This window comes from Alteromonas sp. CH_MED4-4, assembly GCF_037029575.1.
Classification (GTDB): Bacteria; Pseudomonadota; Gammaproteobacteria; order Enterobacterales; family Alteromonadaceae; genus Alteromonas; species Alteromonas macleodii.
This window is the reverse complement of record NZ_JAYMEU010000001.1, coordinates 65,394-80,559: the sequence shown is the minus strand read 5'-3', so window position 1 is coordinate 80,559 and position 15,166 is coordinate 65,394. Positions and strand designations below refer to the sequence as shown.

12 protein-coding genes, 1 tRNA gene and 1 pseudogene are annotated in these 15,166 nt (G+C 42.9%); 12 read left to right on the top strand and 2 right to left on the bottom strand.

Going from position 1 to position 15,166, the window contains the following annotated elements:
* Nucleotides 1–90: 90 nt before the first annotated feature.
* Entirely contained in the window at nucleotides 91–675 is a 585-nt protein-coding gene (locus tag WA381_RS00350; protein WP_156086876.1) for an RDD family protein, read from the bottom strand.
* A 175-nt stretch (nucleotides 676–850) separates the two neighbouring features.
* Here WA381_RS00350 and WA381_RS00345 point away from each other — a divergent pair, with 175 nt between their 5' ends.
* The 11 genes from WA381_RS00345 (at nucleotide 851) to WA381_RS00295 (ending at nucleotide 12,612) form a co-directional block, all read left to right on the top strand.
* Complete coding sequence (locus WA381_RS00345) at nucleotides 851–2,926, top strand: TonB-dependent receptor (RefSeq protein WP_156087365.1); 2,076 nt, start codon at nucleotides 851–853, stop codon at nucleotides 2,924–2,926.
* A 152-nt stretch (nucleotides 2,927–3,078) separates the two neighbouring features.
* Complete coding sequence (locus tag WA381_RS00340; RefSeq protein ID WP_156086877.1) at nucleotides 3,079–3,612, top strand: sigma-70 family RNA polymerase sigma factor; 534 nt, start codon at nucleotides 3,079–3,081, stop codon at nucleotides 3,610–3,612.
* Nucleotides 3,609–4,346: an anti-sigma factor gene (locus WA381_RS00335; RefSeq protein ID WP_069944843.1), complete on the top strand. Its 738-nt coding sequence runs from the start codon at nucleotides 3,609–3,611 to the stop codon at nucleotides 4,344–4,346. Before WA381_RS00340 ends, WA381_RS00335 begins: the two co-directional genes overlap by 4 nt.
* Before the next feature lie 153 nt (nucleotides 4,347–4,499).
* Nucleotides 4,500–6,092 (top strand): DUF4331 domain-containing protein, encoded by a 1,593-nt coding sequence (locus tag WA381_RS00330; protein ID WP_156086878.1) that lies wholly within the window; start codon nucleotides 4,500–4,502, stop codon nucleotides 6,090–6,092.
* A gap of 11 nt (nucleotides 6,093–6,103) precedes the next feature.
* Nucleotides 6,104–6,682, top strand: coding sequence for an Ig-like domain-containing protein (locus WA381_RS00325; protein ID WP_156086879.1), 579 nt, complete (start codon nucleotides 6,104–6,106; stop codon nucleotides 6,680–6,682).
* Nucleotides 6,683–6,744: 62 nt separating this feature from the next.
* Nucleotides 6,745–7,815 (top strand): hypothetical protein, encoded by a 1,071-nt coding sequence (locus WA381_RS00320; protein ID WP_156086880.1) that lies wholly within the window; start codon nucleotides 6,745–6,747, stop codon nucleotides 7,813–7,815.
* Nucleotides 7,816–7,843: 28 nt separating this feature from the next.
* Nucleotides 7,844–8,941, top strand: coding sequence for a HupE/UreJ family protein (locus WA381_RS00315; RefSeq protein WP_156086881.1), 1,098 nt, complete (start codon nucleotides 7,844–7,846; stop codon nucleotides 8,939–8,941).
* Nucleotides 8,942–9,101: 160 nt separating this feature from the next.
* Nucleotides 9,102–9,188 (top strand) — tRNA-Leu (locus WA381_RS00310).
* A gap of 553 nt (nucleotides 9,189–9,741) precedes the next feature.
* Nucleotides 9,742–10,845: a GGDEF domain-containing protein gene (locus WA381_RS00305; protein WP_061486495.1), complete on the top strand. Its 1,104-nt coding sequence runs from the start codon at nucleotides 9,742–9,744 to the stop codon at nucleotides 10,843–10,845.
* A 238-nt stretch (nucleotides 10,846–11,083) separates the two neighbouring features.
* A complete protein-coding gene (locus WA381_RS00300; protein ID WP_061486496.1) occupies nucleotides 11,084–11,755 on the top strand; it encodes a DUF6998 domain-containing protein in 672 nt (223 codons plus the stop codon).
* Between the two features lie 11 nt (nucleotides 11,756–11,766).
* Entirely contained in the window at nucleotides 11,767–12,612 is an 846-nt protein-coding gene (locus WA381_RS00295; protein ID WP_156086882.1) for a DUF6998 domain-containing protein, read from the top strand.
* A gap of 28 nt (nucleotides 12,613–12,640) precedes the next feature.
* Here the strand turns inward: WA381_RS00295 and WA381_RS00290 are convergent.
* Nucleotides 12,641–13,926: pseudogene (locus WA381_RS00290) on the bottom strand (site-specific integrase).
* A 250-nt stretch (nucleotides 13,927–14,176) separates the two neighbouring features.
* Between WA381_RS00290 and WA381_RS00285 the strand changes: the two are divergent.
* Nucleotides 14,177–15,160: an MBL fold metallo-hydrolase gene (locus WA381_RS00285; protein ID WP_156086883.1), complete on the top strand. Its 984-nt coding sequence runs from the start codon at nucleotides 14,177–14,179 to the stop codon at nucleotides 15,158–15,160.
* The last annotated feature ends 6 nt before the right edge of the window (nucleotides 15,161–15,166 follow it).

The window sequence follows — 15,166 nt, the reverse complement described above, 5'->3', positions numbered from 1 at the left end:
ATCAGCATTCATCTAATTCAATAGTCAAAACTAATAAAAAGAGCTTGCAGCCTCTTTTTTTGTTATTTTTTAGCGCCTTACAAAGCACGTTTACCAGCTCTTGTGGTCGTTCGCTTCTTTGGTCAACTTCAGCACTTCGGTCTTTGCCAGTCGGTCTTGCAGTGATTGTTTATTTTTAAAATCAAACAAAACAAGTAAGGTGCCTAGACCACCTAACGATGCTATTAGGCGAATGAACAAGCGTGGCCAGGTCATTGGCTCTTCAACCGTGCTGTAAATTCGCAAACGCCATGCACGCATGCCTAGGGTTTGCCCGCCCCTGCGCCAGAACCACAAGAAAAACCCAGCTATCCACAAGCCCACCCACGTTTGAATAAGCAGCTTATAACCAAAAGAGGCCTGAATCAGATCGGCAGGTTCAGCATAGCCTTGCAGGTCAAGGGCGCCATTTTTCAGCATGACCACCAGCGTTACGATCATGACCATGGCCGCACACATCCCTACGGCAGTAGCCACGAGCGTGTCGTAAATCATTGCCAACAAACGCCTAACGAATCCAGCTCGCTCAAGCGATGAACTGTCTGATTCTGAGTTGGGCGCGTTTTTATCATCCTTCGCCTTTAAGTGATTAGATGATGAGGACTTCTTCTTGGCTTTTTTGTCGTGTCTCGCCACGGGCTTCTCTTCGCTTCATTAACAACAGCGTTTATTTTGACACAAGCGCCACATCGCTTAAACAACATAAGCCTTAGTTAACGGCATTTAATAGTGCAATAAGCAAAGAAAAATGATTTCCACCTTTTTGCATCCATTAACCATTGTTAATCGTTATTGCTATTACAAACGGATAATGGACGTAAATACGGTGACAGCAAAAACTCTGGTAACAACACTTCTCGCTAGCTCATTTTCGCTTGGTATGGGCGCTGCAATGGCGTTAGACGACCCCGAAGGTAATATTGAGCATATTCGAGTACGTGGTGACTCATCTGTAAAAGACGGAGAGTTTATCTCGGCTTCGCAGGGATGGGTGTCTGGTGACACCTTGATTGAACGCCCAATGTTGCGCGCCGGTGAAATACTCGAATTCATCCCGGGCATGATGGTGACCCAACACAGTGGTTCGGGAAAAGCCAACCAGTACTTCCTGCGCGGTTTTAACCTCGACCATGGCACGGATTTCACGGTGAGTGTAGACGGTATGCCTGTGAACATGCGAAGCCACGGACATGGCCAAGGCTACAGTGACCTTAACTTTATTATTCCCGAATTTATCGACAATCTAAGCTACTTCAAAGGCACCTATTATGCCAACATCGGCGATTTTTCTAGCGCTGGCGGGGCATTCTTCAATTTAAGAGATTCACTTGAGCAAAACCAGTTGTTCTTAGGTTTAGGAGAATATGGGTTCAAGCGCGCTGTTGCATTAAATCACTTTGAAGCAGGAGAGAACCGCGTTGTTACAGCGTTGGAATATCAAACCTATGACGGCCCGTGGACTGACGTTGACGAAGATGTAAAAAAGAAAAACGCCCATATTCGTTATATTACGCCTTTGTTAGACGGCCAACTCACCATTACAGGAATGGCCTACGATAATAGCTGGAACGGTGCTGACCAAGTACCTGAGCGCGCTATTGAAAGCGGCATAATAGACCGTCTTGGCTCTATCGACACCCAAGTTGGCGGCGATTCGTCTCGCTATAGTCTCTCCGCAAACTATACCAGTGATACATGGAATGCTTCACTGTATGCCATAGATACAACGCTTAGCCTTTTTTCTAATTTCACTTACTTCCTTGATAACCCAGAGAGAGGCGATCAATTCGAACAGGCCGACGACCGAAAAATTTATGGTGGTGAAATATTCACTACCCTTCCCTTGGCGCTTACGGATGGAAGCAGTATTACCTTAGGCGGCCAGTGGCGTTTCGACGATATTGAAAACGTGGGTTTGTATCGCACCCAAAACTTAACCCGCTTTGGCACTATTCGAGAAGACGAAATAGACAGTAACAGCTATGCACTTTTTGCCCAGTCAAACATTGTGCTAAGTGACGCATTAAGCCTTTCATTAGGAGGCAGATACGATTACTTAGATGTGGACGTTACCAGTAATCTTGGTGCTAATTCAGGAAGCGAAAGTGACGGTTTATTTACCCTTAAAGCAGGCTTGAAGTACAGTGTATCAGACCAACTTACCGCATTTGCCAACGTTGGGCAGGGCTTTCATTCCAACGATGCACGGGGAGCCACCATTAATATAGACCCGGTAAGTGGTGACGCCACCGAAGCTGCTCCCTTGTTAGTAAAGAGCCTTGGCTATGAAGCGGGCGTTAACTATACCGATAACAAAACCTATAACCTGTCTGCTGCCTTGTGGCGCCTAGAGCTTGATAGCGAGCTGGTATATGTTGGTGATGCAGGCTTTACTGAAGCCAGTCGCCCCTCCGAGAGACACGGCATTGAAGTGAGTGCCTACTACTGGATAAGCCATCACCTAACAACAGACATTGAAGCTGCGTGGACCAAAGCCCGATTTAGCGACAGCGTTGAAGGCGAAGGTCGCCACATCGATGGCACCGTGCCAGGTGTGGTGAGTGCAGGGCTAACCTACTATCAAAGAAGTAACCAACTAGGGTTCAGCTATACCTTACGAAGCCGCTACCTAAGCTCTCGCACCCCAGAAAGTTTCGATGAAATTTCACCGCCATCAACATTTTTGATTAATGCTCAAATTGCCTATCGCCAGCCAACTTGGGACGTAACACTAGAAGTACTCAATGCCCTAGACAGTGACGATCACGATATTGATTATTTTTACGCATCTAGGCTGCCCGGAGAGCCAGAGGAAGGGATTGAGGATTTGCATTATCACCCTGTAGAGCCAAGAAATGTTCGCCTTACCTTTTCAATAAAGTATTAATACATAAACGCTTTACTGTTTGGGGGGCTGTCTATTGATTAGGTAACCATTCAGGCAGTTGTATATAAAACATGCTACTTTAAGAAGTAGCCGCCAAATAGTTAGAGCAATAAACAAATGGCCGCACTACAACGATAAAAATAGGAGCAACAATGGAACACGAAACTCTGTTTCCTCTGCTGTGTAAAACCGCAGACGGCGACAAAAAAGCGTTCGCAGAGCTTTATAAGATAACAAGTCCACAGCTCTACGCTGTTGCTTTAAAGCTTTTGAAACGCCCTGAACTCGCTGACGAAGCCACACAAGACGCCTATATAAAAATTTGGCATAACGCCGGTAATTATCAACGAGGCAAAGGTACGGTACTTACCTGGATGGTCAGTATAGCTCGCTATCGTGCGCTCGATTTAATCCGCTATCACAACGTAAGAAATGAAGTCGAATTAAATGATGACGCACCGTCAGGTATGGAAACCACACAATCAATAAAGTTAGAGGCAGAGCAAGCAAAGTTGGCCTCTTGTTTAGATGAACTTGATGGACCGCAGCGTCAGGCTATCCAATTAGCCTATGTGAATGGCATGTCGCATCAAGAGGTGGTAACTCACTTGGCGTCACCACTTGGAACCATTAAAAGCTGGATAAGACGAGGCTTGCAAAGCTTGCAGAGGTGCCTATCACTATGAATTATTTAAAAGAAGAGCGATTAAACGCCCTCGCCGCTGAGTATGTAGTTGGAACGCTGCGCGGCAAAGCGCGTACGCGCTATCAAAAGTTAATGATGCAGTATCAGGCTGTTAGCGATGCAACCGCACAATGGGAGCAATACCTTACTGGATTTGCTGAAACCTTGCCTCCGGTGACACCACCTGACAGCGTGTGGGAGAGCATACAAGTGAAGCTTGGCCACAAGGCGGCCAATGATACAGAGTTTGTCGATCAAACGACTAACGCAAAACCAAGTAGCGACAATGTAGTTGATCTTGAAAAAGAAAAGCAGAAACGCTGGAAGAACTTATCATTCATATCCACAGCTGCTGCATTGGTGTTAGCCGTATTGCTTTTCATGATGCAACCTGTGCCTACCCCAGAGGTTTCCCATATTGCCGTAGTCAATAATGCTGATAACACGCCATTGTGGGTAATAGAAGTTTCTGACACGACAATGAATGTTAAGGTCACCGATGCATTTGTGGCGTTAGCAGACAAAGACTATGAGCTTTGGATGGTGCCGGCAAACGGCGAAGCACCAATTTCTCTCGGCTTGATGCCTGAAGTTAATGGCGACACGCGCGCGACACCAGATATCTTGCTAGATCAAAGTATCGCGGCGTTAGCAGTGAGCTTAGAAGCACCAGGCGGCTCGGTAACAGGCGCACCAACGGAAGTGCTATATATAGCGCCGATTGTTTCAGTGTAATTTTACGCACAAAGCAGCACACCAAAAGGCCACGAAACGTGGCCTTTTACTTTTTATAAAAACTTTATTTTAATTTTTTAAATATTTTTGCATCTAAGGTGAAACCTCAGTCGTTTGGTCTCTTGAACTCATAAAAAAACAGAGAGACTCGACATGATCCAATTCAAACGCAAAACTTTGTCACTGGCTGTCGCCGTGACATGTGCAGCCGTAACTGCTGGCGCAATAGCTTCAAGTCACCGAGAAGCACCGAATATCACTCGCCACCCAGCGTTAGATAGCACCGACTTTTATGCTTTCAATAGCTATGAACAAGGCCGTGAAGATTATGTGACTTTCATAGCAAACTATATTCCACTGCAAGATGCTTATGGTGGCCCTAACTACTTTGCAATGGACCCGAATGCGCACTACGCCATTCATATTGATAGCGATGGCGACGCGGTTGAAGACTTAAGCTTTGTTTTTAAGTTCAACAATATGCTTGCTACCGATAACGAAGGTATCGCCTTGCCTATAGGCCCTGAAGGCGAACAGAAAATGGTGAAAGTACCGCTTAAAAATGTAGGCGGTATCAGCGCAGACGATTCAAGCGCAGCAAACTTCTCGGAAATGTACAGCCTTACTATGGTGAGTGGCGACATGCAGACAGGCACGCGCACTACTCTCACTCCTTCCATGGGCGATATGTTTAAAAAGCCGCTTGATTACATTGGTAATAAAACCTTTACCAGTGAAGCGGAATACGCACGTTATGCTGAAAGCTTCATTTATTCGTTCAGTATCCCTGGGTGTGATGACATGGCCAAAGTATTTGTTGGTCAGCGTAAAGACCCCTTCGTTGTTAACTTAGGCAAAACATTCGACTTGGTAAATTATGTACCTGTTGAGGGCGACAGCGCACCGGGCGCAGGCGATGGTGAAGGTTTTCCTGGCGGTATAACGCAAAGTGCCATGAATGATGACTTAGCCGATAAAAACGTGACAGCGTTATCTATTGAAGTACCCAAGGCGTGTGTTACCGGTGAAGGTAATGGCGTAATTGGTAGCTGGACCACGGCAAGCTTGCCGCAAGCGCGTATCCTAAACCCAGATGCTACTTTTGCGAAACCTGAGACTAATGGTGGTGCTATGACTCAAGTGTCTCGTTTAGGTAGCCCGCTAGTAAATGAGCTTGTTATCGGTATTGGCGATAAAGACAAATTCTCTACTTCTCATCCAAGTGCAGACGGTCAATTCGCTGATTATGTAACCCACCCTTCTTTACCAGAACTACTGAACATTCTGTTTAAAGATGCAGTGAATACTACGCTGGGTACGGATATTGAGACCCTTGCGCCGACGAATTTCCCGCGTATGGACTTAGTGACAGCGTTCCTTACAGGTTTCCCAGGCGTTAACCAACAAGCAACTGTAACAGCATCAGAAATGCTGCGCCTAAACACAGGGATCCCAGCAACGCCAGCCGAATCGCAGTCAGCATTTGGTGTGGCAGGCGATGACTTAGCGGGTTTCCCTAACGGTCGCCGCCCAGGTGATGACGTGGTTGATATTGCCCTTCGCGTTGTTATGGGCCGTTTGTGTTATCCCATCCCGGTAGCAGGTGAAGATACAGACCTTGGCCTTTGTACACCAGAGGACGCCAGCGTAGGTAATGTACCTTTCACTGATGGTGCACCTGTAGATGCAAGCATGATTGATTCATCGTTTCCTTACCTAAAAACACCACTTGCTGGCTCTGAATAAGGAGATCAATCATGTCTATGAAGATTAGGTTATTTAACAAGAATCCAAATGCACCCGCGTTTGTTAAGTCGGGTCAAGCCCCTTTGCAGAAACATAAGTTGTGGGTCATTTCTGGATTGGTGCTAGCGCTAACTGGTTGTTTCGATAGTGACGACGATAACGATTATCAAGCGCCAGAAGAAAATGTAGCGCCCGTAGCCGTTGATGAAATGCTAACGACGCAAGCAGATATTGCGTTTGATGGCACGTTGACAGCAACCGATGCCGATGGTGATGCACTCACCTTCGGGCTTGGTGAAAACGGTTCGTTAGGTAATGCAGAAGTTAATGCTGATGGCAGCTTTACGTACACACCTAACGCTCAGGTAACGGGTAGCGATAGCTTCACATTCACCGTTTCTGACGGCGTAAATCCAGAAGTTACGGCCACCGTTAGCGTTACGATTGAGGCACAGCAGGTATCGTTCTCTAGCTATACCCGTGATGCCTTTAATCAAGCACCAACCGATGAACCGCTGCCAATTAACGGGCGCGAGTTCACCCAAGATGCTGACGACACCACGTTCGATGATTTATTGATTGGTCAATAACGAACGTTCAGTACCCAGTGTCAACCGTAAAGCCAGGGACGGCTTTTTTAAAGGAAGTTCTGATGAAGTTGATGAGAAGCAGTACTCTCATACTCCCTATAATGAGCGTATTGTCAGCCCTAACAGCCTGTTCGGTATCTGCTCAGTCTGAAAAACTCAATTATGATACCGTCATCGCAACGTGGCAGCCTCAACAGCTATCCATAGCAAGTATCGACGAAGCGGAAAAAATTTTAACTTCAAGTAGATACCTTCAAGCAAAAGGTGATGAAAGAGAGCGTATTGTTAGGTTCACGAACATAATGCGACAAAAATTCGATTCGTTGAACGCGGGTCAAAAAGAGCGTTTAGTTGTTTTAGAAGCTCGACTACTTCAAGGCATTCATAAGTTCGAACAAGCCAAGCAACACCTTAATAAAATAGCCCGCTTTCGCTCTCCAGCTGCACAGTTATTGTTGGCAGACATAAACGTTCAGCAAGGTAACGCTAAAGAGGCGAAAGAAAACTGCGAAAAGCTGGTAGGGCAAACAAGTTTTTTAATCGCTTTCACGTGTATGGTTAACGCTGATTTTTCACAAAATAAAGACGTAAAATTCTTTAAAAAGCTTAGTGCTTTTGAGGCCTACACGAGTACAGTGAGGCCTGCGGAGCGCCAGTGGTTTTATGAAGTACTTGCAGACATGTCGCTTCAACTTGGTAACGCTGAAGCCGCGCTTGAGCATTTGTCACAAACAGAATTCGAAAAGCTACCTATAAGCGCAATGTTAGTTTGGGCCGACGCACATTTTGCGTTGAATAACTATAAGGCAGTGAGTTCTGGGTTTAGCAACTCCGTACCCGATATATTGACAGCCGACGATGGCTTGCTACTTAAATGGACGATTGCCGAACGAGCGCAAGGTATTGTGCGCTCTGAAGTGCAAACTCAACTTGCTAAGAACATGGAAATTCGAGTGTGGCGAGAAGACAGTTCTCACGCCGCACAGGTCGCCACTTACTTTTTAGAGATTGAACCCAATTACCCACTGGCGCTTAGATTTGCCGAAATTAACTGGCAATACGCACAGTCATTAGATGACAAAAACCTCCTAGAGCGCGCTCGACAGGCTAATGAAGTATCGACCAATGCTTAATGTTCTCCCCCCCTTCAGTAAACGAGTCATGATTAAATTTATCACATTTTTCATCTTCGCCGCCTTCAGCGTTTTCACGCATACACACGAACTGAGTAACGGCTACTTAACGCTTAAAAACGATTCAAATAACACTTTGTCTGGCGAGCTTTTGCTAAAGCCTGAAGATATAGGACAAGCAGCAGGGCTAGATAGTAATAATAACGGTAATTTGACCTGGGGTGAAGTCAACAGAAACCACACTATGGCAAACGACTATATCCAAAACCACCTAGTGATTCGAGATAGCGAAACGCGATGTACGGTTAGTATTGCTCCCCCTTCTATACGAGATATATCTGCAGAGTCATTACTGGTATACCCGCTGTCGGTAAACTGCGTATATGTAAACGAAGTATCGATACAATACACTGGCATAGTTAGCGATTTTCCCACCCAGAAGCTACTCACAACGGTAACGTTAAACGATCACACAAGTGTTTATGTGCTAAGTGATGAACGCTCTTTTATCACTGCTTCTGCTACAGGAAACAGCTGGATTTCGCAGTTTGGGGAAATGGTTTATCAGGGAATTTGGCACATTTTCATTGGACTAGACCATATACTGTTTTTGGTTGCTACGTTGCTCACCGTTAATCTTTACAGGGAAAATAAGCGCTGGGTTAAAGAGCAAAGCAAAAGGCACATTATAAAAAGTACGGTGATATTAGTAAGCACGTTTACGTTAGCGCACTCGATTACATTAACTGCCACAGCACTGGATTTTATTACGCTAAATAGCCGTATTGTTGAGCTAGGCATTGCTATATCAGTGGCTATAACTGCGCTTAATAACGTGTACCCAGTGATCATGCGTTTAGGGTTAATTACCTTTGGGTTCGGCCTACTCCATGGAATGGGATTTGCGAGCGTGTTTGGCGACCTTAATGCCCAGTCGGGCAGCTTGGTAATGAATGTATTCGCTTTTAATATAGGGGTAGAGCTGGGTCAACTTGCCATAGTTACGCTGCTATTGCCCTTACTCATCTTACTTAGAAACGTAAGGTTATATTCAAAAGCCATAATGCCAATTGCATCGTCAGTAATCGCGGTAGTAGCGATTAATTGGACGCTTCAGCGTTGGTAAAAGTGTGCGTTCTGTTGATTAATAAGAAATAGATAAAGCAAAATACGCTTTTGAACAATCTTTCGGCACTTAATCACAAAAAGCTTAAAAAGTTGTTGTATAGGCGCGCCGCATCGCTATAATGCCATGCATCAACACCACGTTGATAACCATACACAATGCCAGTGTGATGGAATTGGTAGACATGACGGATTCAAAATCCGTTGCTAGCGATAGCGTGGCGGTTCAAGTCCGCCCACTGGTACCATCTCTTCTTTGTAGAAGTAGATACTGAAACCGACCTTTGAGTCGGTTTTTTTGTTTCTGGAATAAAATTTGTACCAAAGAAGCTATTACAACTTTAGTTCAACATATCCGCGTAACACCCTCTTCAAACATGGAATTTAAGGGTCGATAACATTTGGTTTAGTTAAGCATTTAGTTTGCGTTAATCTTCATTAACGTTACCTATATTTTTTATTTACTTGTATCGATATGCGTACATCAGTCAAATCTTACACGTCCGGTTAAAATGGTTGTTGAAGAACTCAGGGAGTGAGGCTGTCTTTCGGCGGAGACGTGTAAATTGCAGTTTTTAGCACACTTCAGGTAAACAAAGCGTATTGTCGAAAGACAGTAAGAGCTTTAGGCTGGCAATACAACTCATCTCTAAATGTGAAAAATACTTGCATATTATTGTTTGAAGAGTGTTGCTATCACTATAGACTTACAAAATCTGAATTCGCCGCTTTACTCAAAGTTCTAGATTTTAAATGGATTTAATAACACTTATCTCATGTACCCTCCTTGCAAGTCTCATTATGACAATGAATATGGGGCTAACGTATTTATCCAGCCCCGACGAGAAATACATAAAGTATTGGCTAAATGCTGGTGTTTTATTCGCTTTATCAAACATTGTCGCTTTGTGTCTGAATATATTCGCCCCTGAAAAGGCGATATCTCCGGTAATTGCCAATGCATCTTTTTACGCGGCGCACGCGGCTATTTTAAATGGCGTTTACGTTTATCTATATACAAGGCCCATTCCTTTATTGGTAAGTGGCATATTTATCTTGTCAGTAGCTTTACACGCAGTACCTGCGGTCGCCAATTCCGTTGAAGTTCGCTTTTTCGTATTTAGCCCTATCATCATTTTGCTTGACCTATTGTCATCCTTTTTGCTGTTCAAGAATTTATATCGCAAAGACTCACATTCCTTCTGGCCTTTACTCATTACTCTTATTATTTTTGCAGCTCTAATGATCATAAGACTCTTTGTTATAGCCATTAGCGACGAGCGGTTAAGCCTCTTTGGTAATGATTACCTGCAAACCGCAGGCTCATTCGTAATAATTGCCTTTATCTTTTTGCTGACTATAGGTTTCAATCACATAGTCACTTGGAAAAAAGAATTAGCACTCAGAGACTCAATGCTTACTGATTATTTGACTGGCTGGTCTAATAGGAGAGCCCTTGCAATTAAAGCTGATAAAGAGTTTTCTCGATTCAAGAGACTTAATCACCCCCTTGGTATCTGTGTGTTTGATATTGATCACTTTAAAGTTTTGAATGACACCTACGGGCATTTATCAGGAGATCTAGTACTTAAGGCTGTTACGAGTTGTGTGGCCGACGAAGTTAGAGACTATGACTTTTGTTGCAGATTTGGAGGGGAGGAGTTTGTTTTACTTCTTCCAAATATTGACTCAGTTAGTTTAAAAAATACCACCGAACGAATTCGGTCTGCTGTTAATAACTTAGCAATCAAGGGTAATGACCATACAATGTCTGTCACGGTGAGTATTGGTGGAGCAATAGCGAACAATGATGATCGCAGTTGGGAAGAGACGCTTAAAAGGGCTGACAAAAATTTATACAGCGCTAAACAGTCCGGCAGAAACAGAGTGGTTATAGACAAGTAGTGAAGCCGAAACTCGTTATTTTCGATTATCGAGCGATCACCATAAGGTTTCACTCATGTCATATACTTACCCCACCCTAGCGGTTCAAGAGGTGTGAGAGATAGCTACATGCTTCAATTTAAAAACCGAATGTACCCTCTCCTATCTAAATTTGTGGAATATTAAAAGCAAATTTAGCTATTTTAGAATGCATCAAAGCTCAGTTGCTGGGCCAGCATATTATTCTTAAGGAAGAGCAATGGCTTTAACTCAAATGCAAATAATTCAGTCGCTGGGAGAAGCGATGACTTGGTTCGAGCGAGAATTAACTTGGGGCGTGCCTCCTACTGAACTTAGGCATCTAATTGGCCGAATCGGTGAACTTTATGCCGCACTCATTACAAACGGGCAAATGGCTACAGAAGTGAATCAAAAAGGCTATGATGTCGTCAGTGCTAACGGCGAGAGAATATCCGTCAAGACGACGGCTATGATGGGTTCTAGTGGGCATATAGCGTTCAATCCCAACACACTTATATCTGTTGACCGCATTATTATTCTGAGGATCAACACTGAAGAGATGCAGATCGAAACTCTCCTAAATGAAGAAAAAGGAGTTGCAGAAAGTTTGATGCGCGAAACGAGCGGTACTAGCGGGAAGTTTGCAATATCACTATCAAAACTTATAAGCATCAAAAAGCCAAACAGTAATATCAGTGTATTAAAATCTATTCAAATTTCAGAGTACACAATCAAAGAGTTGGAAAACGGAACAATAGAAGTCGAAAGAGATAATCAAGTACTCACTCCAGCTAAGCCGATACTTCGCGAGCTAGCGAAGCAACTCAACATCAGTATCCTCAACGGCGCGGGGAATCCAATGAATACGAGGCAACTTGGTAGCCTTATCATAAAGACAACAATTAACTGAACAGTAGGCTTATGCAAGAAGTTATTTTGAAGCTTGGTGGTGAAGGAGAAACCTTATCACTTATAGGTACTCGAGGTACTGATGGTTTAAGGAAATACCACATACAAACAAGTTCAGAAGCCTTGTCAGAATTGCTATCTGAAAGCGATAGCTTACCGTCCTCTAAACAACAGCGTCAGATAAAGGTGAGTTCATGGAAAAAAGCATGTGACCTGCTTGAACAGTATCCTAGTTGGTACAAGCTTCATCAAATAGACATTCATCCTGATTTCGCTTCGAAAATACATAAACTTTTTTCCACAAAGAATGACTCCTCAATACATCACAACAAGATAAAGGATATATTTAGACCTGATAACACATCAAATACCGATACCAAGTTGCATGTAAATACCCAACTTAATTCGATAAGTATTGATAAAATTAAGGAGCTTTATGAACAATATTACGCTCTGATTAAATTAGAGATTGAAGAGTTCGGAGTAAAAGCTACCGAAGTACGACATTTAATAGGTCGAATCGGTGAATTTTATTGTGCACTTAAAGTTGGTGGTGCATTAGCTTCTAGAGCTAATCAACACGGTTTTGACGTAATATCAAAGCACGGCAAAACTATAAGTGTAAAAGCAACAGCTCAGGTAAATGGATTTGTTGCAATCTCAGCTTCTACAGCCAATTTAGCAGATGAACTCATGCTTATTCAGTACACGGCAGGTAAGCTGAACATTGTTTACTATGGTCCAATGGAGCAAGCCTTAGACTCTGCACGACATTACCCAGAAAAAATGAAATTTGAGTTAGATATTGGCAGTGCTAGAAAATTAGAAAGCTACAAGTCCAAAGTATCAGATATTTAAAGCTCAGTTGTACTAGCTCAGTGTAACTCTAGATACATCCACGCTTTCTATATTCAGCCTCCCAAGCTTTGAAACGCTGTGTAAGTAGCTCTTTAGTTTTCAATCCTCGTGCGAGCGCACGTTTGCTTTTTGCCCTTTCTTTTTTATTTTCGAACGTTACTCCGGATAGCTCCTGCTCAAATATACTAGGTACGACATGACTGTAGTGTTGCTCTATCATCGCAATGCTAGTACCGCATTGTCGAGCAAGTACATCAACTCTTAAAGTTCGGCTAAGTAATTGCCAAGTTATGTAAGTATGGCGCAGCGAATAGAGTGTTCTAGGTCCATCTGGGCTGGTCTTTAGTTCTGCTTCCTCTAGTGCTGATACGAAGGTTCTACCTAGTTCATTGGTACTTGAACCGTCAGCTAGTAAAAATATCTTGTCAGACGGTCGGCGATTAGGGAAACGCTCCATTAAGTTAATTGGGGGAAAGACAAACTCATCTTTGCAAACGACGGTTCTCGTACCCGTGTGTTTCGTGGTCTTGCCTTTTCGTACCTTAATTTTAAAAATGACTTGGTGCTCTTGCCTTGTCATTAGGATGACAGACCAAGTCAGCTCTTCCATTTCAGTGCTAGGACGAATACCTGTACTGATGACTACGTCAGCATAATCAAGCAACAACTCTCTTATTTGTCTAGTCTTTTCCTTGCGGCTGTTGTCCCTCATATTTTCTAAAGTTTCAACAACCTTCTCATATTCAACTTCACTGAAAGCAGCACGTCTAGCCCCCTGCTCTCCTTTGTTGCTTAATACTGGCACTTGAACTGGTAACATCCATTGGTTTTCGACCGCAGCTTTAAACACCATTTGTAGCGCCGCGTTATGATTTAATAGAGTAGACTTGTTGAGAACCTTACCAGCCTTTTGTATTCGCCAAAAGTCGAACTCTTTAAGCTTGTCTTGATCAATAGAAGTGATATAAGTGCGGTCAAAAAATGGAATGTGATATTTTTTCAAAGCTCCCATGTAGTCTTTGTAGCTAACTTTACCGCCGCCGTGCGCAAGCTCATGTTCCATAGCTAGAATAGTCTTCGAGCTACATCGCGAAAACGCTTACTTGTTGTAAGAGTTCCCGTTTCCGCTTTTATTTTCCAATCCATGCGTAGCAATCTAGCCGCTGCTACAGCTTCTTCTTTATCAACTTGTTTAGTTGATTTGCAGTGTCATTTCCCGAAAATTTGAAAACGGGCGTACCACTTTTTGCTGTTATCTTGCAGGAAAACGTAGAGCGTGTCGTCGATGTCGTGTCTTGCTAACTGCTTAGCCATAAATACTCATTTGCAAAGAAAAAATAATGCGCTTACTTCGAGTATATATGGCTTATTGACAATAGCTACCTGTTTTATATAGATATTTTTAGGTTATGTTGATACACATTAACGCGACGTTTTTTAGTACCTCAAATCTATTCAAAATTTATGCACTAACTGGCGAAAACAAACTTTCTTGCTTATTTTTTAACCTAAACTACACTAAAAGAGAATTAATAAATAAAATAAATGCAAACGGAACTCGCAAATGTCAACGATGAAGGTTCATCACACTCTTTATCTATCTTTTCTCGTAGTTATTCTAATCGGTTGCGCTAGCTCCATTGAAGAATATGAGAGCATTAAGCCAGCTCATAATCTAACACAAGACGAATTACATGCACGTTTCTTTGGCACGTCTACAATTTATTTAAGCGATAGTAGAAATGCATTGATAATAGATGGATTTTTTACCAGGCAAGGATTTATTGAAACTTTTTTCGAGCGAATGCATTCGAAAACGCAAGTTACTCACAGTATTCTTGCTAAAGCTGATATTGATGAAGTGGATTTTGTTCTTGTTGCACATTCTCATTATGACCACCTTTTAGATAGTGAGACGACAGCGAAAAAAACCGGTGCAGTTGTAGTTGGATCTAAAACGACCTTGTCATTAGTAGAAAATGTCTCAACGAAGCTTATCAATGTCGAAAAAACGTTAAAAAATGGAGAATTTGAAATATCATTTTTTAAAACGCCTCACGTAGAAAAATCAACTTTCAATCATTTACTAGAGAAACTCTTAACTTGGACCCTTGGTGGTGGGAAATTTAACGACTCAGGCGACGTATACTCCTTTTTTATTCGTCACCCTAAAGCCAACTTATTAATAGTTCCCAGCGCGAATATCGATAAAGCCCTAGCTCTTCCTGATAGAGCTGATGTTGTTTTTTTAGGTATCGGCCTATTGTCTAAACAAGAAAAAAAGGAAATAGAAAGCTATTGGGAATATGCAGTTGTTAACTCTTGTGCTAAGTGGGTTATCCCTATTCATTGGGACAACTTTACAAAACCACTCACTGAGCCACTTACACCGCCACCAAGAATTTTTGATGACGTTATTTACACTGTAGATGTACTTAAAAATCTAGCGAAAAAAGGCGGATGTGACGGTGGTCCCGTCAAAATTGTGTTCCCAAAAGCTTTTGAGCCTTTCTCTCTTGATTTAATTAATTCGCCTTTAACACAATGAGTGGAA

Coding starts and splice junctions, on each gene's coding strand:
- WA381_RS00345 (WP_156087365.1), top strand. CDS start 851: ATGGACGTAAATACGGTGACAGCAAAAACTCTGGTAACAACACTTCTC.
- WA381_RS00340 (WP_156086877.1), top strand. CDS start 3,079: ATGGAACACGAAACTCTGTTTCCTCTGCTGTGTAAAACCGCAGACGGC.
- WA381_RS00335 (WP_069944843.1), top strand. CDS start 3,609: ATGAATTATTTAAAAGAAGAGCGATTAAACGCCCTCGCCGCTGAGTAT.
- WA381_RS00330 (WP_156086878.1), top strand. CDS start 4,500: ATGATCCAATTCAAACGCAAAACTTTGTCACTGGCTGTCGCCGTGACA.
- WA381_RS00325 (WP_156086879.1), top strand. CDS start 6,104: ATGTCTATGAAGATTAGGTTATTTAACAAGAATCCAAATGCACCCGCG.
- WA381_RS00320 (WP_156086880.1), top strand. CDS start 6,745: ATGAAGTTGATGAGAAGCAGTACTCTCATACTCCCTATAATGAGCGTA.
- WA381_RS00315 (WP_156086881.1), top strand. CDS start 7,844: ATGATTAAATTTATCACATTTTTCATCTTCGCCGCCTTCAGCGTTTTC.
- WA381_RS00305 (WP_061486495.1), top strand. CDS start 9,742: ATGACAATGAATATGGGGCTAACGTATTTATCCAGCCCCGACGAGAAA.
- WA381_RS00300 (WP_061486496.1), top strand. CDS start 11,084: ATGGCTTTAACTCAAATGCAAATAATTCAGTCGCTGGGAGAAGCGATG.
- WA381_RS00295 (WP_156086882.1), top strand. CDS start 11,767: ATGCAAGAAGTTATTTTGAAGCTTGGTGGTGAAGGAGAAACCTTATCA.
- WA381_RS00285 (WP_156086883.1), top strand. CDS start 14,177: ATGTCAACGATGAAGGTTCATCACACTCTTTATCTATCTTTTCTCGTA.